The organism is Kitasatospora sp. NPDC056181, from assembly GCF_042266225.1.
Taxonomy (GTDB): Bacteria; Actinomycetota; Actinomycetes; order Streptomycetales; family Streptomycetaceae; genus Kitasatospora.
The window spans coordinates 13,985-32,030 of record NZ_JBHJUK010000058.1 but is presented as its reverse complement, the minus strand read 5'-3'; the positions used below and the strand labels follow the sequence as shown (position 1 = coordinate 32,030).

At 73.2% G+C, this 18,046-nt stretch carries 15 protein-coding genes; 5 read left to right on the top strand and 10 right to left on the bottom strand.

Translation table 11 applies throughout. The features are described from left to right. Positions 1-501: 501 nt before the first annotated feature. The gene (gene purD, locus ACFC1F_RS22195; protein WP_376160578.1) at positions 502-1,749 is read right to left on the bottom strand and encodes a phosphoribosylamine--glycine ligase; all 1,248 of its coding nucleotides are present in this window, start codon (positions 1,747-1,749) and stop codon (positions 502-504) included. 459 nt (positions 1,750-2,208) lie between these two features. Here purD and ACFC1F_RS22190 point away from each other — a divergent pair, with 459 nt between their 5' ends. Then, entirely contained in the window at positions 2,209-2,994 is a 786-nt protein-coding gene (locus tag ACFC1F_RS22190) for an SLATT domain-containing protein (protein WP_376160576.1), read from the top strand. A 28-nt stretch (positions 2,995-3,022) separates the two neighbouring features. Here the strand turns inward: ACFC1F_RS22190 and ACFC1F_RS22185 are convergent, their stop codons facing one another. The 3 genes from ACFC1F_RS22185 to ACFC1F_RS22175 all read right to left on the bottom strand — a co-directional run bounded on the left by ACFC1F_RS22185 (position 3,023) and on the right by ACFC1F_RS22175 (position 5,912). Then, entirely contained in the window at positions 3,023-3,670 is a 648-nt protein-coding gene (locus ACFC1F_RS22185; protein WP_209415648.1) for a hypothetical protein, read from the bottom strand. A 116-nt stretch (positions 3,671-3,786) separates the two neighbouring features. After that, on the bottom strand, positions 3,787-4,878 hold the full coding sequence (locus ACFC1F_RS22180) for a GntR family transcriptional regulator (protein WP_376160574.1): 1,092 nt from the start codon (positions 4,876-4,878) through the stop codon (positions 3,787-3,789). A 236-nt stretch (positions 4,879-5,114) separates the two neighbouring features. Next, positions 5,115-5,912, bottom strand: coding sequence for a carbon-nitrogen family hydrolase (locus tag ACFC1F_RS22175; RefSeq protein WP_209415650.1), 798 nt, complete (start codon positions 5,910-5,912; stop codon positions 5,115-5,117). Positions 5,913-6,084: 172 nt separating this feature from the next. Here ACFC1F_RS22175 and ACFC1F_RS22170 point away from each other — a divergent pair, with 172 nt between their 5' ends. Continuing rightward, the gene (locus ACFC1F_RS22170; RefSeq protein WP_376160572.1) at positions 6,085-6,906 is read left to right on the top strand and encodes a maleylpyruvate isomerase family mycothiol-dependent enzyme; all 822 of its coding nucleotides are present in this window, start codon (positions 6,085-6,087) and stop codon (positions 6,904-6,906) included. 155 nt (positions 6,907-7,061) lie between these two features. Then, positions 7,062-7,907, top strand: a complete 846-nt coding sequence (locus tag ACFC1F_RS22165; RefSeq protein WP_376160570.1) for a Bro-N domain-containing protein — start codon at positions 7,062-7,064, stop codon at positions 7,905-7,907. 90 nt (positions 7,908-7,997) lie between these two features. Here the strand turns inward: ACFC1F_RS22165 and ACFC1F_RS22160 are convergent, their stop codons facing one another. The 3 genes from ACFC1F_RS22160 to ACFC1F_RS22150 all read right to left on the bottom strand — a co-directional run bounded on the left by ACFC1F_RS22160 (position 7,998) and on the right by ACFC1F_RS22150 (position 12,194). Then, on the bottom strand, positions 7,998-9,344 hold the full coding sequence (locus ACFC1F_RS22160) for a nitrate/nitrite transporter (RefSeq protein WP_376160569.1): 1,347 nt from the start codon (positions 9,342-9,344) through the stop codon (positions 7,998-8,000). A 72-nt stretch (positions 9,345-9,416) separates the two neighbouring features. Further along, positions 9,417-10,649, bottom strand: coding sequence for a M64 family metallopeptidase (locus tag ACFC1F_RS22155; protein ID WP_376160567.1), 1,233 nt, complete (start codon positions 10,647-10,649; stop codon positions 9,417-9,419). 318 nt (positions 10,650-10,967) lie between these two features. Beyond that, positions 10,968-12,194, bottom strand: coding sequence for a benzoate/H(+) symporter BenE family transporter (locus tag ACFC1F_RS22150; RefSeq protein WP_376160565.1), 1,227 nt, complete (start codon positions 12,192-12,194; stop codon positions 10,968-10,970). 218 nt (positions 12,195-12,412) lie between these two features. Here ACFC1F_RS22150 and ACFC1F_RS22145 point away from each other — a divergent pair, with 218 nt between their 5' ends. Beyond that, complete coding sequence (locus ACFC1F_RS22145; RefSeq protein WP_376160563.1) at positions 12,413-13,336, top strand: LAETG motif-containing sortase-dependent surface protein; 924 nt, start codon at positions 12,413-12,415, stop codon at positions 13,334-13,336. A gap of 78 nt (positions 13,337-13,414) precedes the next feature. On the opposite strand, the gene ACFC1F_RS22140 is transcribed toward ACFC1F_RS22145, so the two are convergent. The 3 genes from ACFC1F_RS22140 to pdhA are packed head-to-tail and all read right to left on the bottom strand — an operon-like array spanning position 13,415 to position 17,003. Continuing rightward, a complete protein-coding gene (locus ACFC1F_RS22140; RefSeq protein WP_376160561.1) occupies positions 13,415-14,860 on the bottom strand; it encodes a dihydrolipoamide acetyltransferase family protein in 1,446 nt (481 codons plus the stop codon). Positions 14,861-14,874: 14 nt separating this feature from the next. Next, complete coding sequence (locus tag ACFC1F_RS22135; RefSeq protein ID WP_374106145.1) at positions 14,875-15,849, bottom strand: alpha-ketoacid dehydrogenase subunit beta; 975 nt, start codon at positions 15,847-15,849, stop codon at positions 14,875-14,877. Continuing rightward, positions 15,849-17,003 carry a pyruvate dehydrogenase (acetyl-transferring) E1 component subunit alpha gene (gene pdhA / locus ACFC1F_RS22130; protein WP_376160559.1) on the bottom strand — a complete coding sequence of 385 codons (1,155 nt, stop codon included), beginning with the start codon at positions 17,001-17,003 and terminating at the stop codon, positions 15,849-15,851. Before pdhA ends, ACFC1F_RS22135 begins: the two co-directional genes overlap by 1 nt. A 380-nt stretch (positions 17,004-17,383) precedes the next feature. Between pdhA and ACFC1F_RS22125 the strand changes: the two genes are divergently transcribed. Continuing rightward, a complete protein-coding gene (locus tag ACFC1F_RS22125; RefSeq protein ID WP_376160557.1) occupies positions 17,384-18,043 on the top strand; it encodes a response regulator in 660 nt (219 codons plus the stop codon). Positions 18,044-18,046 lie beyond the last annotated feature (3 nt).

The following is an 18,046-nucleotide window of genomic DNA, read 5'->3' as shown; positions in this document are numbered from 1 at the left end:
CCCTGAGCCGACTCGAAACGATCGGTTCCGACCGGGGAGGCGGCGGCTCCGGTCCCCGGTAGTACATGCTGCGTGGCGCTTCTGACATTTTTGACGCCCGTGCCCGGGTGGGTGTTCCGGATCTCCCCGGTTTCCACTCGTCCCGGTGACGGTGCCCGGATTCCGGACGACCGTGCCGGGGCGTCGTGCGAAGCGGCCCGGGCGTGCCCGCCCGGCCGGACGCCGTCCAGCATCCCCCCGCGCGACCGCCGCTACCCGGCGGCGGCCGCGAGCGGCACGGCCCGGGGCGCTGCGGACCAGCGCACCATAAGGCCGGGCAGCCGGTTACGTCAGCCGGATGCGGTTGCTGTCACTCGATGGGCTGGATTCCGGCCGCCGAACGGTGCGGCGGCCACCGAAAGCGCTCCGATCCCCCCCGACCCGCAAACGCCGCAGGGCGCTGCGTCCATGGGGGTTGTTTCCCCTCGAACACAGCGCCCTGCGGCACGCCGAAACCGCCTGCTACTGCGCGGCCTTGAGCGCGATGTCGGTGCGGTGCTGGCCGCCCTTGAGGCTGATCCGGCCCACCGCGTCGTACGCGCGGCCCCGCGCCTCGGCCAGGTCGGCGCCGGTGGCGGTGACCGAGAGGACGCGGCCGCCGGCGCTGAGCACCCGGCCGTCCTCGTCGGCCCGGGTGCCCGCGTGCAGCACGTAGGCGGTGCCGTCGGCGGCCTCGGCCTCGGCCAGGCCCTCGATCGGGTCGCCGGTGCGCGGCGCGGCCGGGTAGCCCTCGGAGGCGATCACCACGGTGACGGCGGCGCCGTCGTCCCAGCGCAGCGGCTCCAGCTGGTCGAGCGTGCCGGTGGCGCAGGCGTGCAGGACGCCGGCCAGCGGGGTGCGCAGCCGGGCCAGCACGACCTGGGTCTCCGGGTCGCCGAAACGGGCGTTGAACTCGATCACCCGGGTGCCGCGCGAGGTCAGAGCCAGGCCCGCGTAGAGCAGACCGGAGAACTCGGTGCCCCGGCGGCGCAGCTCGTCCACGGTCGGCTGCAGGACGGTCTCCAGGACCTCCTCGACCAGGCCCTCGGGCGCCCACGGCAGCGGCGAGTAGGCGCCCATGCCGCCGGTGTTCGGGCCCTCGTCGCCGTCCAGCGCGCGCTTGAAGTCCTGCGCGGGCTGGAGCGGGAGGACGGTGGTGCCGTCGGTGACGGCGAAGAGCGAGACCTCGGGGCCGTCGAGGTACTCCTCGATGACGACGCGCTCGCAGGAGGCGGCGTGGGCCAGCGCGGCCTCGCGGTCGGAGGTGACCACGACGCCCTTGCCGGCGGCCAGGCCGTCGTCCTTGACCACGTAGGGGGCGCCGAAGGCGTCCAGCGCCTCGGCGGCCTCGGCGGGGGTGGTGCAGACGTAGGAGCGGGCGGTGGGCACGCCGGCCCCGGCCATCACGTCCTTGGCGAAGGCCTTCGAGCCCTCCAGCTGGGCGGCCGGGCCGGACGGGCCGAAGACCGGGATGCCGGCCGCGCGCACGGCGTCGGAGACGCCCGCGACCAGCGGGGCCTCCGGGCCGACCACGACCAGGTCGGCGTCGAGCCGCCGGGCGAGCGCCGTGACCTGCGCGCCGTCCAGCTGGTCGACCGGGTGGACCGTCGCCACCTGCGCGATCCCGGCGTTGCCCGGGGCGCAGTGCAGCTCGGTGACGGCGGGATCTTGGGACAGAGAGCGGCACAGGGCGTGTTCGCGGGCGCCGCCGCCGATGACGAGGACCTTCACGGTTGGCAAGGGTAGTCGGTGGCCGGTTCCGGCTGTCCCCCGGTCCCGTCGGAACCTCCAACGGAAGCCGTCCGTACGCTGCCCGCCCAGGAGGAACCTCCAAGGCCGGGGCCTGCTCGTACGCCCCGGGTGGCCGGGTCAGGACAGCGGGTCACCGGGGCCTCGCTCGGACGGGTGAAATCTCGCCGCCCGCCGCAACCCGCTCACCTCGGGTTCCGGTGCCCGATTCCGGTAACGATCATTGGCGAAGCGCCCCCACGGTCAGCCATTTGGCGGTAAGAAGTGCTGTTGGACCACCACCGGCCGCCGGCCGGTGCGCCGTCCCCGGCGACCACACGCATCCGGGGGCGACGCGCGTCCGACGCGTCACCCGGCGTTCCGCGGCCAGCCAGGCCGACGGCACGTCAGGGAGTCGCGCCGTCAGACCCAGCAGTCCGCCCGCCACAGGGAGCCCCACAGGTGAGCCAGCCGGAAATGCAGCCCGAGGAGAGTGCCTGGGGCAAGGAGATCGGCGAGGAGGACCAGCCCGTCGCCGCGGTCGCGCGCCCGGCTTCCACCCGCCGCCGGGCCGATCTGAGCACCCGCCAGTTCCCCCTGGGGGACTGGGGTGAGCCCGCCGAGCGGCTGGAGGAGCTCTACCGCTGGTCCGAGGAGCGGGCCGTGGAGGCGATCGACTGGTACCGCCGGGACCGGATCTGGAAGCGCCGCTGGGCCCGCCTGCTGCGGTTCGGCTCGGCTGGCTTCGCGGTCGGCGGCGTGACCGCCCCGCTGGTGGACCTGACCGGCACCGTCGCGAACGCCACCAGCTGGGGCTACGTCGGCCTGGCGCTCTCCGCCGCCTGCTACGGCGCGGACCGGGTGTTCGGCCTGACCTCCGGCTGGATGCGCGACGTCTCCACCGCGCAGGCGCTCCAGCGCCGCCTGGAGGCCTTCCAGTTCGACTGGGCGTCGGAGTGCGTGCGCGAGGTGCTCGGCCCCACCGAGGGCACCGCCGGCGAGGCGGCCGAGCGCTGTCTCGGGGTGCTGCGGCGGTTCTGCGAGGACGTCTCGGACATGGTCCGCACCGAGACCTCGGAGTGGATGCTGGAGTTCCGTGCGGGCATGACCCAGCTGCCCACCCAGGTCGCCGGCAGCTGGGGCGGCCGGAGCGAGACCGGCGGGGGCGCCCAGGTGCGGGTCCTGCCGCCGCCGGGCACCCGGCCCACCATGCCGCGCCAGCGGCCGCCGGAGGGCCCGCTGCGCTGAGCCGGACGGGCCCGCGCAGCGGCCGCTCTCAGGCGAAGACGATCATCGAGCCCTGGGTGAGGCTCCGGGTGGCCGCCGCGTACAGGCCCGCCCAGGCGTGCCGCTCGCGGGCGAAGGGGTGCAGGTCGTCCAGCGGGGGGCCGAAGGGCTGCTCCAGGCCGGTGGGGCCGAGCGGCCGGGTCGGGTCCGGCGGGTTGAGCGGGTCGATGCCCAGCGCCGGTGCGACGGCCTGCAGTTCGCGCAGCAGCCCGTGGCTGGAGCCCAGTGGGCCGCCCGCGGCGAGCAGCGCGTCGTCCACCAGCGGCACCGCGAACTCGATCGGCACGTACGCCCCGGCGTGGTCGAAGTGCCAGACCAGGTGCGACTGTTCCGCGCTGCTCTCGAACATCTCCAGCAGCTGCTCGTAGTCGCCGCCGAGGGCGTCCACCGGCGTGATGTCCAGGCCGGTCAGCCCCAGCAGGTAGGCGCGGCGCAGGAAGTGCAGCGAGTCGTAGTCGAAGGCGGCTATCGGCTCCACCGCCCCGCTGATGCCCGGCACGTACTGGTAGACCGGCACCTCGGGCAGCCCGTGCGTGGTCAACACGGCGTTGTAGAGCGCCAGATCGTCCCGGAACGGGTTGTCGGGGCTGTGGCTCAGGACGTCCACGAGCGGGACGAGCCAGAGGTCGCAGGCCATGGGCCGGCTCTTCCTCTCGGGGCGGCGGAGGCCGTTCGCTGGGCGAACGACGGGCGGACGGGTCGGCTCCCGGACCGTCGGTACAGGTACCGCGCCCGGGACGACGACCGCCCACCCTACCGGCCCGGCGCGCGGTGCGGGCCGGGGCGGCCCTCGGGCAGTTGGCCGGACGACGGGTCGGGCAGCCGGCGGCCGAAGCGCCCGTACGGCACCGAGCGCGGCTGCGGCACCAGTCCCAGGCCCAGCCCCAGCTCACGGCCGAGCTCCCGGCCCAGCTCGCGTTCCCGGCCGTGGCCGCGGCCGGCCGCTCCCGCCTGGGCCGTAGCCGCCTGGGACGCCTCCCCGGGGCCGCTTCCGGCGCCGCTCCCGGGGTGCTCCCCGGGGCCCTCCTCCTGGCCCGCCCCGGAACCCGCCCCAGGACCCGCCGGTTCGGTCCACGCCCCCGCCGCGGGCCCCGCCTCCTCCGCCGGGCCGAGCGCGTCCGTCAGCAGGGGCAGGACGCCCACCGACTCCACCGGCTGCCCGACCAGCCCGGCCAGCAGCCGCACGGTGAACAGGTTGTACTCGCAGACGATCCGGTGCGCACCCGCCCGGTCCCCGGCCTCGACCGCGTCGACCAGTTCGACGTGCCGGTCCCAGCAGACCCCGGCCAGCTTCGGCATCGCCCGCAGGTAGGGCGCGGCGAACATCCAGGACTGCACCCTCAGCCAGTCCAGGTAGTCGCCGATCCGCCGGTTGCCGAACAGCCCGGCCGCCTCCTGCCAGAACCGGCGGTCGCAGCCCACCATCACGTCCAGGTTCCCGGCCCGGGCCGCCCGGACCGCCGCGTCCGCCCGGCGGCGCAGCGAGGGCAGCCGGCCGCCGGTGTCCGGCACTCCGGGGAGGGCGCCGAGCCGACGGAAGTAACTGTCGGTGAGCAGCACCCGGGACTCGAAGATCTCCAGGAAGTCGTCCCAGCCGAATTCGGGCACCGTGAAGCCGCGATGGTGCTCGGCCCGGAGCAGTCCCTGCGCGCCGAGGTCGACCAGCGCCTCGCGGGCCGGGGTCGCCGAGACCCCGTACAGGTCGGCGATCTCCTTGACGGTGAAGTTGCGCCCCGCCGCGAGCCGGCCGGCCATCATCTCCTCGCGCAGCGCACCGGCGATCTGCTCGCGGAGGCTGTTGCGCTGGATCACCGGGCGGGTGTCGCCCGAGCCGGTGCCGAACATGCGCGCGACCTCCTCGGGCGGGCTGGAAGGCCTGCCCCGGGACAGGCCTGTAGACGAACGACTGGAACACGACGAAGGCTCATCTTCTCAAAGATGCCGCCGCCGTGCGGCCGGGCGCCCCACTGCGGTGCCGCCGGCCCCGGCGCGGACCCCCGGCGGGCGTCCCGGCGGGCGTCCCGGGCGACCCCCACTGACCCTCCGGACCCCCGCGGACCCCCGGGCGGGGTCTCCCGGGCTCAGCGCTGGACGGGAGCCGGAATGCCCAGCAGCCGGTCCCGGTGCACCGGGAAGTCGGCGCGGGCCTTGGCCACCTCGGCCGGGTCGAACTCCACCGTCAGCACCTCCTCGCCGTGGCCCGCCTCGGCCAGCACCCGGCCCCACGGGTCCACCACGATGCTGTGCCCGGCCTGCTCGACCCCGCCGTGCGTCCCGGCCGTGTTGCAGGCCAGGACGAAGGCCTGCTCCTCGACCGCGCGGGCCCGGCTGAGCAGCGTCCAGTGCTCGCGCCGCCGCTCCGGCCAGGCCGCCGGGATCACCAGCAGCTGCGCGCCCGCGTCCAGCAGCGCCCGGAAGAGCTCCGGGAACCGCAGGTCGTAGCAGGTGGCCAGGCCCAGCGTGCCGAAGTCGGTGGGGGCGGTGACGATCTCCTGCCCGGCGCCCATCACCACCGCCTCACCGCTGTCGAAGCCGAAGCGGTGCACCTTGCGGTACGTGTGCACCAGTTCGCCGTCGGGGGCGAAGAGCAGCGAGGTGTTGTAGATCGGCCCGTCCGGGTCGCGCTCGACGATCGACCCGGCGTGCAGCCAGACCCCGGCGGCCTCGGCGGCGGCGGCCATCGCGTCGGAGGTGGGCCCGTCCAGGGCCTCGGCGCCGTCCGACCAGAGGTCGTACGCGAAGCCGCCCAGCGGCCAGAGCTCCGGCAGGACGACCAGGTCGGCGCCCTGCTGGGCCCGGACCAGGGCGGCCGCCCGGGCCCGCCGCTCGGCGGGCGGCTCCGAGTCGGAGACCGCGAGTTGGATCAATGAAGCGCGCACAGTACCACCGTCCACGGCAAGAGTCCTACGATCGTCACCCGAAAGCACTGCCCTGCTCTCACCCGGCAGCGTAACGTGCGGTTAGTGTGTGCGCCCGGAAGCCGGACGAACCCGGCGGACCCCAGACCAGGGCGCGCGCGGCAAGGCAGCTGACGGAGGGCCGGAGATTCCCGTGACGGACAACCAGACCGTGCAGGCTTACACCGAGGCGTGGACGCAGTCCATCGAATCGATATCGGAGCTGGTGACCCCCCTCCCGGAGGGCTCCTGGAACCGGGCCACCGAGTGCCCCGGCTGGTCGGTACGGGACCTCGTCTCGCACGTCATCGCCATCGAGTCCGAGCTGCTCGGCGACCCGCGCCCGATCCACTCGCTCCCCCGCGACCTGCGGCACGTCACGAGCGAGTTCGCCCGCTACATCGAGCTGCCGGTCGACAAGCGCCGCTGCCACACCGCGCTGGAGATGACCAGCGAGCTGGAGTACACGATCATCCGCCGCTCGCGCGCGCTGCGGAACGCCAAGCAGACCCCGACCGAGCCGGTCCGCTGGCCGGCCGGACCGCACAGCCGCGACCTGCCGTACCACGAGGTGCTGCGCCGCCGGGTGTTCGACGTCTGGGTGCACGAGCAGGACCTCCGGCGGGCCCTCGACGCGCCCGGCAACCTGGACTCCGCCGCCGCCCTCGTCTCCCGGGACGTCCTGCTGGAGCTGCTGCCCAAGGCCGTCGCCCACCAGGCCGGTGCCCCGGCCGGGACGGCGCTGGTGCTCGACGTCACCGGCCCGGTGGAGTTCCTGCGCACCGTCCGGGTCGACGCCGGCGGCCGCGGCACGGTCGACGAGTCGATCAGCCTGGCGCCCGACGTCCAGCTCACCATGGACTGGGAGACGTACGTCCGGCTCGCCTGCGGCCGCGGCCGCCCCGGCCCGGTCACCGTCGAGGGCGACGAGGAGCTGGCCTCCCGCCTCCTGGCCAACTTCGCCGTCACGCTGTAGCCCCGCGGATTCACCCACCCGGCGTACACACACCACTGCGCGCCGGGTGGCCCGCTTCGCGCTCCCGTACGTCAGCTTGGCACCAGCACCTCACCCGTTCGACCTCGTTGTTCCGGGCAGTTGAGCCATCACCCGGAAGAAGGAGGGGCGTCCGGATGGACGACGAACAGGAACGGCACGCAGAGATGGTGCTGGTGCGGTCGAGCTTCCCGGTCACGGGACAGCCGGTCCGCGTCGTGATGATCCACGGGGTGCCGTGGTTCGTCACGGCGGACGTGTGCCGGGTGCTGGGCCGCAGCAATCCGAGCGAGGCGGTCAAGATCGTCAAGCAGGTCGACTCCCGCACGGTCGACCTTCGCCGGGTAACCCTCAGAAATTCTGAGGGTTACAGCATTTCCGCAGGTGAGAAACCCTACGCACGTGGAAATCCGATGCTCGGGGTGATCAGCGAGGCCGGCTTCTACACCCTGGTCATGCGGTCGACCAAGCCCAACGCCGGCCCCTTCCAGGAGTGGGTCACCCGCGAGCTCCTCCCCTCCGTCCGCCGCGGGGACACCGACGTCCCCACCCAGCAGCGGCGGATGGCGCAGACCCTGGCCGAGGCGGTCGGGCAGCGGGTCGAGGTCGTGGCGGAGATCGGCCACGAGGATCGGCCCGGGGTGTCCGTCCACTCCGACGGGACGGTGCACTGCCGGCACGGGGAGATGCTCTTCCACGTGCCGACCCGCGAGGAGGACAGCGGGCCGCCGTTCGGCGCGTACTTCTCCTGCCCGGCCGTGGAACGGGTCGGGATCCGCGGCAGCCGGGTGCTCCCGGGCTGTCCGAAGCTCAAGCTGGTCGACCTGGTCCGGCTGCGGCAGGCGGCACACCCCGGACCCGGGCCTGAACCCGAACCCGACCCCGAGCCCGACCGCAGCCCCGTGTACGTGGAGCTGCACGGCGCCCGGATCTACGGGACTCCCCCGCAGATCGCCGAGCTGATGCGCGAGTACGGGCGCTGATCCGACCGCAGAGCGCCGTACGCCTCGCCTGGAGCGAGGCCTACGGCGTTCCCGCAGGCCGGAGGCCCGACAACTGGCCCACGCCCGTGCCTACGCCTCCGTCGCCGCGACCTTCTTCCGCAACCGCAGGATCATCGCCGTCCCCACCGCCAGCGGCACGTACTGCCAGCAGAACGCCCAGCGGTACGCCTCCGCCGAGTAGCCGCCGCCGTTGCCGCGGCTCAGGGCGTCGAGGAGGACGCCGATGCCGAAGAGCGTGATCATCGTGCCGATGAAGCCGCCCATGTTGACGACGCCGGAGGCGGTGCCGAGCCGCTCGACGGGGTTGCGGGCGCGGGCGTAGTCCAGGCCGACCAGGGAGGCCGGGCCGTTGCTGCCCATCACCAGGATGATCCCGGCCAGCAGCCAGAGCGGCGGGTGCCCGCCCGGCCAGGCCAGGACGAGCGCCCAGCCGGCCGCCGTGGTGGCGATGACGGTGAGCACGATCGGCATCCGGGCCCTGGCGGTCCGGGAGAGCACCCGGCCGAAGACGAAGCCGAAGGTCATGTTGGCGAGCACCAGCAGGGTCAGCAGCCCGCCGGCCTCGCCGCGTGACATGCCCTGGGCCTCCACCAGGTAGGGCAGGCCCCAGAGCAGACCGAAGGCGTTGCCGGGGAACTGGGTGGTGAAGTGCACCCAGAGCCCGAGCCGGGTGCCGGGCTCGCGCCAGACCTCCCGGACCTGCCGGCCCACCGGGACCCTGGGGGCGGCCGGGAGCGGGGCGACGGCCGGGCCCGCCGGGGCCTCCCGGAGGAAGAACGCGACCAGCGCGAAGACGGCGGTGCCGAGCAGCGCGGTCCCGGTGAACGTCCGCGTCCACCCCTCGCTGTGCAGTGCCCGGGCGAGGACGACGGTGGTGACCAGGTTGCCGCCCATCCCGGCGAGGCCGGTCAGCTGGGCGACGAACGGGTTCTTCGCGGCCGGGAACCAGCGCGCGGCGATCCGCAGCACGCTGATGAACGTCATCGCGTCGCCGCAGCCCAGTACCGCCCGGGAGGCCAGCGCGGGGGTGAAGGACGAGGAGAAGGCGAAGGCCAGCTGGCCGGCGCTGAGCAGCAGGATGCCGAGCAGCAGCACCCGGCGCGGGCCGAAGCGGTCGACCAGCAGGCCGACCGGTATCTGCATGGCCGCGTAGACCAGCACCTGGAGGATGGAGAAGGTGGAGAGCGCGGAGGCACCGATGCCGAAGCGGTCGGCGGCGTCCAGCCCGGCCACACCGAGGCTGGTGCGGTGGATGACGGCAAGGACGTAGACGCTGACGCCGATCGACCACGCCAGCCAGGCGGCGCGCCCGCCGGGCGGCGGCGGGACGGTGGTGGCCGGGGGTGCGGGCTCGGCGGTGGAACGGGGAGCGGGGACGGACAGGGGGCGGGCTGAACTGGCGGGCTCCACGGGCATAGTGCACCCAGATTAGTCATCCCATCATTGGACGCCCAGACCGGGGGGCCGCGAGGTCGGACACGAACCACCTCAGCCGGTCACCGTCCAGGAGACCGACCTGGTCATGTACCGGTCGCGGAAGGCCTCGTCCCGGACCCAGTCGGTGGTGTCCCGGACGGTGGCCGTCACGGTGGCGCTCCGCCCGGGGGCGAGGTCCAGCCGGGCGGTGTCGAGCCAGCTGCGGTCCGGTGCCTGCGGCTCCACCGGGACCCCGTCCACCTTCCAGTCGACCTGGAGCTGCCGGGCACCGGCCAGCGGCAGCGGGCGGACCTCCAGGCGGGGGCGGCCGGTGACCTCGCCGGGGGCCGGCGCGGGCGTGTCGGTCGGCCTGATCCGGCGGTAGACCTCCTCGATGATGGCCTCCCGCGAGGGCAGGTTGTACGTGCCGCCGAGGGTGCGCATCACCGAGTCCGGGGTGGGCCGGTAGATCCCGTTGGCGCTCCGGTACGCCCCGACCGTCCCGGCGCCGTCCGGGGACTCCGCACCCAGCCAGCGCCACCACTTGGTCTGCTTGCGGCGCATCTCGTCGGCGTTGTCGGTGGAGAGGTTGGGGTAGTCGGTGTCGTCCGGCGCGCTGTCGTACTCGTCGCCGAGGTCGCCCACGGTGTGCCCTATCTCGTGCTGGATGATCCGCCCCGCGTCCGGGCTGCCGCCGGCCAGGGTGGTCACCCCCGTGCCGCCGGCGCCGCCGTACTCGCCGGAGTTGGCCAGCGCGATCAGGTACTGCGGGCCGTCCCCGTCCCCGGCGTAGCGGGCGGTGGCGCTCTCGTCCGCGCAGAGCAGCCGGGCGGTGCCCTCGCACCAGAAGTGCATGCCCAGCGGGGTGCCGGGGTTGCGGCCGCGGTTCTCGGTCTCGGCGATGCCGGAGACCGGGGAGACCACCTCGACCCTCCTTATGTTGAAGAAGCCCTGGTAGGTGCGGAACGGCTCGATCTCCATCAGCGCCCGCCAGGCTCGGTCGGCCTGCTGGCGGAACACGTCCTGTTCGTCGGCGGTGTAGCCGTCGCCGAGCAGCACCAGGGTGATCCGGTTGGCCGGGTCACCGGTCCGCCTTATGTCGACGGTCGGGGCGGTGCCGGCCGCGCGCAGGTCGGCGTGCTGCACGGCGTGCGGCGGCACCGCCCGGTCGGCCGGGGCACCGGGCCCGATCACGCCGAACGGTGAGGGGCCGGCCAGCTCAAGGGCGGCCGGTAGTACGGCGGTGGACACCAGCACGAGCGCGGCCAGACTCCGGACGAGACGGCCAGGGTTGCCAGGCGGCATACGGGTGCGTCCTCGGGGATCCGGTCACCCGGCGTCGCCCGGGTGGTGGACGCGAAGACGTACCCGGCCGGGCGTGTCCCTCCTCCGGTCCGGCGAAAAAGTCACCGACCTGGCCGAACGATCCGGATCACACCGGTCATACCTATGAGTCCGACCAGGTGGATGATCCTTACCGACCGTGACCTCGGCGGCCCCGCCCGGCACCCGCCCGCCCGGGTGGTCCCGCCCCTGCTCCGTGGTCCAGCCCGCCTCCTTACCCCGGCCCTCGCTTCCCCGGCCGCCGGCGGCCGGGCCGCCCCGGACTCAGCCGGCTCGGACTCAGCCGCGCCGCACGTCGAGGACCAGGTGGGTGGCCAGGCCGAACAGCAGGCCCCAGAACGCCGAGCCGATGCCGAACAGGCTCATCCCTGAGGCGGTGGCCAGGAAGGTCACCACCGCCGCGTCCCGGCCGCGCTCCTCGGCGACCGCCGCGGCCAGGCTGCCCTGCAACGAGGCCAGCAGCGCGACCCCGGCGATCACCGCGATCAGCTCCCTCGGCAGCCCGGTGAACAGGCTCACCAGCACCCCGCCGAAGCTCCCCACCAACAGGTAGAGCACGCCCGCCGACATCCCCGCGACATAACGACGGCGCGGGTCAGGATGGCTCTCGGGACCGGCGCAGATGGCGGCGGTGATCGCCGCCAGGTTGACGCCCGGCGAGCCGAACGGCGCCAGCAGGACGGAGAGCCCGCCGGTCGCCCCGATCAGCAGCCGGTCGTCCGGCCGGTAGCCGAAGGCCCGCATCACCCCGAGGCCGGGGGCGTTCTGCGAGGCCAGGACGACGATCGTGAGCGGCAGTGCCAGACCCACCATCGCCGGCCAGGAGAAGGCCGGCACGGTCAGCACCGGCCGGGTGGGTCCGCCCCCGCCCAGGTGCAGCGGCAGCCCGACGGTGACCGCCGCCAGCACCCCGCCGGCCAGCAGCGCGGCCGGGACGGCGTACCGCGGCGCCAGCCGCTTGGCCAGCAGGAAGGCCGCGAAGCTGCCCAGCACCAGGGCGGGTGCGCCCTTCACCGCGCCGAAGATCCCGGCGCCGAAGGAGAACAGGATGCCGGCCAGCATCGCGTTGACGATCCCCGCCGGGACGGCCGCGATCAGCCGCCCGAACAGCCCGGTCACGCCGAACAGCGCCACCACCGCCCCGCTCACCAGGAAGGCGCCGACCGCCTCCCGGTACGGGTACGCGCCGAGGCTGGTCACCAGCAGCGCGGCACCCGGGGTGGACCAGGCGGTGATCACCGGCGTCCTGGTCCACCAGCTGAGCAGCAAGCAGGTCAGCCCGCTGCCGACGGCCACCGCCCAGATCCAGGACGCGGTCTGCGCCTGGTCCAGCCGGCCCGCGGAGGCCGCCGCGAGCACGACCACCAGAGGCCCGGAGAACGACACCACGATGCACACCAGCCCGGCCAGCAACGCCGGGACGGAGGCGTCCCGGCGCAGTGATCGGGGCTCCCCGGGGTGGTCGGTACGACTGTCGGCCGAACGGGTAATCAGCTCCTCTGCCATCCCGGAAGTATCGCGGAGAGACCCCCACGACGGGCCGCTCGAAGATTCCGAAAAAACCTTTGAACTCACCTGCAACCCCCAGTAGGGATGCACGTCTGTACGGATGAAGGGCACGGAGAGCGAGACCGGCGGAGCCGGGGGGCGCTACCGCTCGACAGAAGCGGGCAGCCGGTCACCTTCAACACGCCATCAGCACCATGACCCTGGGGAGACACGTCATGCGCAAGTCCGTTATCACCGCATCTGCGAAGAACATCCGCTCGTTCTCCGGCCGACGCCGCCTCGCCACCATCGCCGCCACCGCCGTCCTCGCGGGCGGCGTCCAGCTGATGACCGCCGACTCCTCCTGGGCTTGCGGGGGCGACACCCGCCTCGGGGGCCCGCTCCCCGCCTCGGTCGGCGAGCACGTCGCACCGGACGCCGCCTTCACCTCCGCCAAGGCCACCGCCACCACGGACGGCAGCTGGAACGAGATCACCGTCAAGGTCACCAACAGGACCGGCCGGCGGGCCGACGGCGCGGAGGCGCAGCTCGGCTTCGCCTTCCTCGGCAACGGGATGCCGCGCGCCCAGGACCTCCGCGTCGAGATGAAGGACTACACCGGCACCTGGAAGCGTCTCGAACTCCAGAAGGGCTGCTACCAGGGCTTCGACATCAACAGCACCCAGCGCCAGCGCATCGTGGACGGACAGTCGATGACCTACACCTTCCGCTACGCCCTGGCCCCCAGCACCCCGAGCGACGTGACCGAGATCCAGCTGGTGACCGACGCCTGGTCCGCAGGCTCCGAGCACCAGGGCGCGACCGACCTCCGCACGGTCAAGATCAACCACCCCGCCGCCCCGAAGCCCACCACCACCGCGAAGCCGACCGCGACGGCCAAGCCCACCGCGAAGCCGTCCGCGACGGCCAAGCCCACCGCCAAGCCGGCCGCCGACGAGACCCCGGCCGCCCCGGCGCCGAAGGCCACTCCCACCGCCACGAAGTCCACGCCGGCCACCACCGCACCGGCCGGCACCCCCGAGCTCGCCCAGACCGGCTCCAGCTCCGCCAACGGCTTCCTCGCCGCCTCCGCCGCCGCCTTCGTCGCCCTCGGCGCCGGCGTCCTGATCGCCGTGCGCCGGATGCGTCCCCAGCGCTGACCGCAACGCACGGAAACCCGAAGGGGCCCTCCTCCGCACGGCGGTGCGGAGAAGGGCCCCTTCAACGTGTCCGGGTCGTCAGCCCCAGGTGATCAGACGCTTGGGCCGCTCCAGCAGCGCGGCCACGTCGGCCAGCACCTTGGAGCCCAGCTCCCCGTCCACCAGACGGTGGTCGAAGGAGAGCGCCAGCGTGGTGACCTGACGCGGGACCACCTTGCCCTTGTGCACCCACGGCAGCTCCCGGACCGCGCCGAAGGCGAGGATCGCGGCCTCGCCCGGGTTGAGGATCGGGGTACCGGTGTCGACGCCGAAGACGCCGACGTTGGTGATGGTGACGGTGCCGCCCTGCATGTCGCCCGGGGAGGTCTTGCCCTGGCGGGCGGTGTCGATCAGCTCGCCGAGCGCGGAGGCCAGCCCCGAGAGGGTCTTGCCGCCCGCGTCCTTGATGTTCGGGACGATCAGGCCGCGCGGGGTGGCCGCGGCGATGCCGAGGTTCACCTGGCCGCGGATGACGATCTCCTGGGCCGCCTCGTCCCACTGCGCGTTGATCTCGGGGTGCCGCTTGATGGCGGTGAGCAGCGCCTTGGCGACCAGCAGCAGCGGGCTGACCCGGACGTCCCGGCCCAGCTCGCCGGTCTCCTTGAGCCGGCGGACGAACTTCATCGTGCGGGTGACGTCGACCTGGACGAACTCGGTGACGTGCGGGGCGGTGAAGGCCGAGGCCACCATCGCCTGCGCGGTCGCCTTGCGGACGCCCTTGATCGGCACCCGGACGTCGCCCGAGACCACGGACGGCACGGCCGCCGCAACGGCGACGGGTGCCTCGGCCGGCTCCGCCACGGGGGCGGCGGGGGCCACCGCGGCGGCGGCCGCGGCAGCGGCGTGCGCGTGCACGTCCTCGCGGGTGACCACGCCGTCCGGGCCGGTCGGGGTGACGGCGCGCAGGTCGACGCCGAGGTCCTTGGCCAGCTTGCGCACCGGCGGCTTGGCCAGCGGCCGCTCGCCGGACGGCTGCTCGGGGACGACCGGCACGACCGGGGCGGGCGCGGGGGCCGGCGCTGCCGGGGCCGCGGGGGCGACGGGCGCGGTGGCGACCACGGTGGTGGTCGTCCGGCGGGCCCGGCGCTGGGTGCCGCCGGTCCGCGGTCCGTAGCCGACCAGCACGGCGCGGCGCTCCGGCTCGGCCGGCTCGGCCTTCGCGGGGGCGGGAGCCGGGACGGACGCCGGCGCTGCGGCGACCGGGGCGGCCGCCGCGGCGGGCGCCTCCCCCGCGACCGCGACCGAGATGATCACGGTGCCGACGTCGACCGTCGCGCCCTCCGGGAAGAACAGCTGCTCGACGACCCCGTTGAACGGGATCGGCAGCTCCACGGCGGCCTTGGCGGTCTCCACCTCACAGACGACCTGGCCGTCCGTCACGGTGTCGCCGGGCTTGACGTACCAGCTGAGGATCTCGGCCTCGGTGAGGCCCTCGCCCACGTCGGGCATCTTGAACTCGCGGAGCGAGCGAACTTCGGTGGTCATCTTCGCTCCCCGGTTCAGTACGCGAGCGCGCGGTCGACGGCGTCGAGCACGCGGTCCAGGTCGGGCAGGAAGGCTTCCTCGACCCGGGACGGCGGGTACGGCGCGTGGTAGCCGCCGACCCGCAGGACCGGCGCCTCCAGGTGGTAGAAGCACCGCTCGGTGAGCCGGGCGGCCAGCTCGGCGCCCATGCCCATGAAGACCGACGCCTCGTGCACCACGATGCCGCGGCCGGTCCGCTTGACCGACTCCTCCAGGGTGGCGAAGTCCACCGGGGAGAGCGAACGCAGGTCGACGACCTCCAGCCGGCGGCCGTCCTCCTCGGCGGCCTTGGCGGCCTCCAGGCAGACCTTGACCATCGGCCCGTAGGCCATCAGCGTGGCGTCCGCGCCGGGGTGGACGATCCGGGCGTCGTGCATGCCCAGGTCCGGGGCGGCGCCGACCTCGCCCTTGTCCCAGTAACGGCGCTTGGGCTCCAGGAAGATCACCGGGTCGTCCGACTCGATGGACTGGCGGAGCATCCAGTGCGCGTCGTGGGCGTTGGAGGGGGTGACCACCCGCAGGCCGGCGGTGTGCGCGAAGTACGCCTCGTGCGACTCGCTGTGGTGCTCCACCGCGCCGATGCCGCCGCCGTACGGGATGCGGACGGTGATCGGCAGCTTCACGTGGCCGAGCGCACGGGCGTGCATCTTGGCCAGCTGGGTGACGATCTGGTCGAAGGCCGGGTAGACGAAGCCGTCGAACTGGATCTCGACCACCGGGCGGTAGCCGCGCAGCGCGAGGCCGATCGCGGTGCCCATGATGCCGGACTCGGCGAGCGGGGTGTCGATCACCCGGCTGTCCCCGAAGTCCTTCTGCAGGCCGTCGGTGATCCGGAAGACGCCGCCGAGCTTGCCGATGTCCTCACCCATCAGCAGGGTCTTCGGATCGTTCTCCAGCGACTTGCGCAGGGCGTCGTTGAGCGCCTTGGCGATGCTGAGCTGACCGGCCATCAGAGGTTCTCCCCCGCCTCGAAGGAGGCCGCGTACTCGACGTACTCGGCCCGTTCCTCATCGACCAGCGCGTGCGGCTCCGCGTAGACGTGGTCGAAGATCAGGGTCGGGTCCGGGTCCGGCATGCTGCGCACGCCCTCGCGCACCCGCAGACCCAGCTGCTCGCTCTCGGCGTCGACCGCGGCGAAGAACTCCTCGTCGGCCAGGCCCTCCTTCTCCAGGTGGGCCTTGAGCCGGGTGATCGGGTCCTTGGCCTTCCAGGCCTCGGTCTCCGCCGCCTGCCGGTAGCGGGTGGGGTCGTCGGAGGTGGTGTGCGCGCCCATCCGGTAGGTGAACGCCTCGATCAGCACCGGGCCGTTGCCGGTGCGGGCGTGGTCGAGGGCCCAGCGGGTGACGGCCAGGCAGGCCAGCACGTCGTTGCCGTCGACCCGGACGCCCGGGAAGCCGAAGCCGGAGGCGCGGCGGTACAGCGGGATCTTGGTCTGGTTGGTGGTGGGCTCGGAGATCGCCCACTGGTTGTTCTGGCAGAAGAAGACCACCGGGGCGTTGTAGACCGAGGCGAAGGTGAAGGCCTCGTTGACGTCGCCCTGGCTGGAGGCGCCGTCGCCGAAGTAGGCGATCACCGCGTCGTCCGCGCCGTCCTTGGTGATGCCCATCGCGTAGCCGGTGGCGTGCAGCGTCTGCGAACCGATCACGATGGTGTAGAGGTGGAAGTTCTTCTCGTTCGGGTCCCAGCCGCCGTGGTTCACGCCGCGGAACATGCCGAGCAGGTTCAGCGGGTCGACGTCGCGGCACCAGGCCACGCCGTGCTCGCGGTAGGTGGGGAAGGCGTAGTCGCCGGTGCGCATGGCCCGGCCGGAGCCGACCTGGGCGGCCTCCTGGCCGAGCAGCGAGGCCCAGAGGCCCAGCTCGCCCTGGCGCTGCAGCGAGGTCGCCTCGGCGTCGAACCGGCGCACCAGCACCAGGTCGCGGTAGAGGGCAAGCAGCTCGTCCGGAGTGGTGGTGAGCGGGTAGTCCGGGTGCTCGATCCGCTCGCCTTCCGGGGTGAGCAGCTGTACGAGCTCCGGCTGGGCGTCCGTACCCGTGGCGCGGAGGGTGTCAGGGACGCCGGGGGCCGCCTTCTTGCGAGCCCTCGCCGTGCTTTTGACGGTCACGTTCACTCCTCGGTCTGTCCGGCCGCCCGGGGTCGCCGGTGACCGGTCCGGTCACCGCCTCGCGGGGCGCGCGTGGGTGTGCGCACCGACTGCGAGGCAGGTGGTGATCCTTTTCCGACGGCGTCCCTCACGAGAACGTTACCCAGCGGCGGCTTCAATCGCGCTTGCGCTAGGACGTCCTAGTTGTTGAGCTCTGACAACTGCGGGTGTGGCGCAGCTCTCAAAATCGGTCGCCTTCAGGACACCTGCGCACGTTATCCGGGTGGAGGCCCGTACGTAAGGGGGTTACCGGCATCGGTTTCCGCCGCAGTGGCCGGATAACGACCCCGGGGAGGGGCGGGCGATAGGTCTTTCATAGGGTGATATGGGAGGCTTTGTGCGTGACTGATAACGGACAAATCAGGGTATTCCTGCTCGACGATCACGAGGTGGTCCGGCGGGGCGTCCACGATCTCCTCTCGGTCGAGGACGACATCGAGGTGGTCGGCGAGGCCGGCACCGCCGCCGAGGCGATCACGAGGATCCCCGCCGTCCACCCCGACGTCGCGGTGCTCGACGTCCGGCTCCCGGACGGCAACGGCGTCGAGGTCTGCCGGGAGATCCGCTCCCGGCTGCCGGAGATCAAGTGCCTCATGCTGACCTCGTTCTCGGACGACGAGGCGCTGTTCGACTCGATCATGGCGGGCGCCTCCGGGTACGTCCTGAAGGCGATCCGCGGCACCGACCTGATCACCGCGGTCCGGGACGTCGCGGCCGGCAAGTCGCTGCTCGACCCGGTCGCCACCAGCCGGGTGCTGGCCCGGCTGCGCAACGGCGGCGAGAAGGAGGACGAGCGGCTGGCCCAGCTCACCAAGCAGGAACGGCGCATCCTCGACCTGATCGGCGAGGGGATGACCAACCGCCAGATCGGCAACGAACTGCACCTGGCCGAGAAGACGGTGAAGAACTACGTCTCCAGCCTGCTCGCCAAGATGGGCATGGAGCGGCGCACCCAGGCCGCCGCGTTCGTCGCCCGGCACCAGGCCGACCAGCACTACTGACCG

Bases quoted from the DNA above. Each gene is read 5' to 3' on its own strand.
- ACFC1F_RS22185 (WP_209415648.1), bottom strand. From the start codon at position 3,670: ATGGCCTGCGACCTCTGGCTCGTCCCGCTCGTGGACGTCCTGAGCCAC.
- ACFC1F_RS22180 (WP_376160574.1), bottom strand. From the start codon at position 4,878: ATGTTCGGCACCGGCTCGGGCGACACCCGCCCGGTGATCCAGCGCAAC.
- ACFC1F_RS22165 (WP_376160570.1), top strand. From the start codon at position 7,062: ATGGACGACGAACAGGAACGGCACGCAGAGATGGTGCTGGTGCGGTCG.
- ACFC1F_RS22160 (WP_376160569.1), bottom strand. From the start codon at position 9,344: ATGCCCGTGGAGCCCGCCAGTTCAGCCCGCCCCCTGTCCGTCCCCGCT.
- ACFC1F_RS22155 (WP_376160567.1), bottom strand. From the start codon at position 10,649: ATGCCGCCTGGCAACCCTGGCCGTCTCGTCCGGAGTCTGGCCGCGCTC.
- ACFC1F_RS22150 (WP_376160565.1), bottom strand. From the start codon at position 12,194: ATGGCAGAGGAGCTGATTACCCGTTCGGCCGACAGTCGTACCGACCAC.
- ACFC1F_RS22145 (WP_376160563.1), top strand. From the start codon at position 12,413: ATGCGCAAGTCCGTTATCACCGCATCTGCGAAGAACATCCGCTCGTTC.
- ACFC1F_RS22140 (WP_376160561.1), bottom strand. From the start codon at position 14,860: ATGACCACCGAAGTTCGCTCGCTCCGCGAGTTCAAGATGCCCGACGTG.
- ACFC1F_RS22135 (WP_374106145.1), bottom strand. From the start codon at position 15,849: ATGGCCGGTCAGCTCAGCATCGCCAAGGCGCTCAACGACGCCCTGCGC.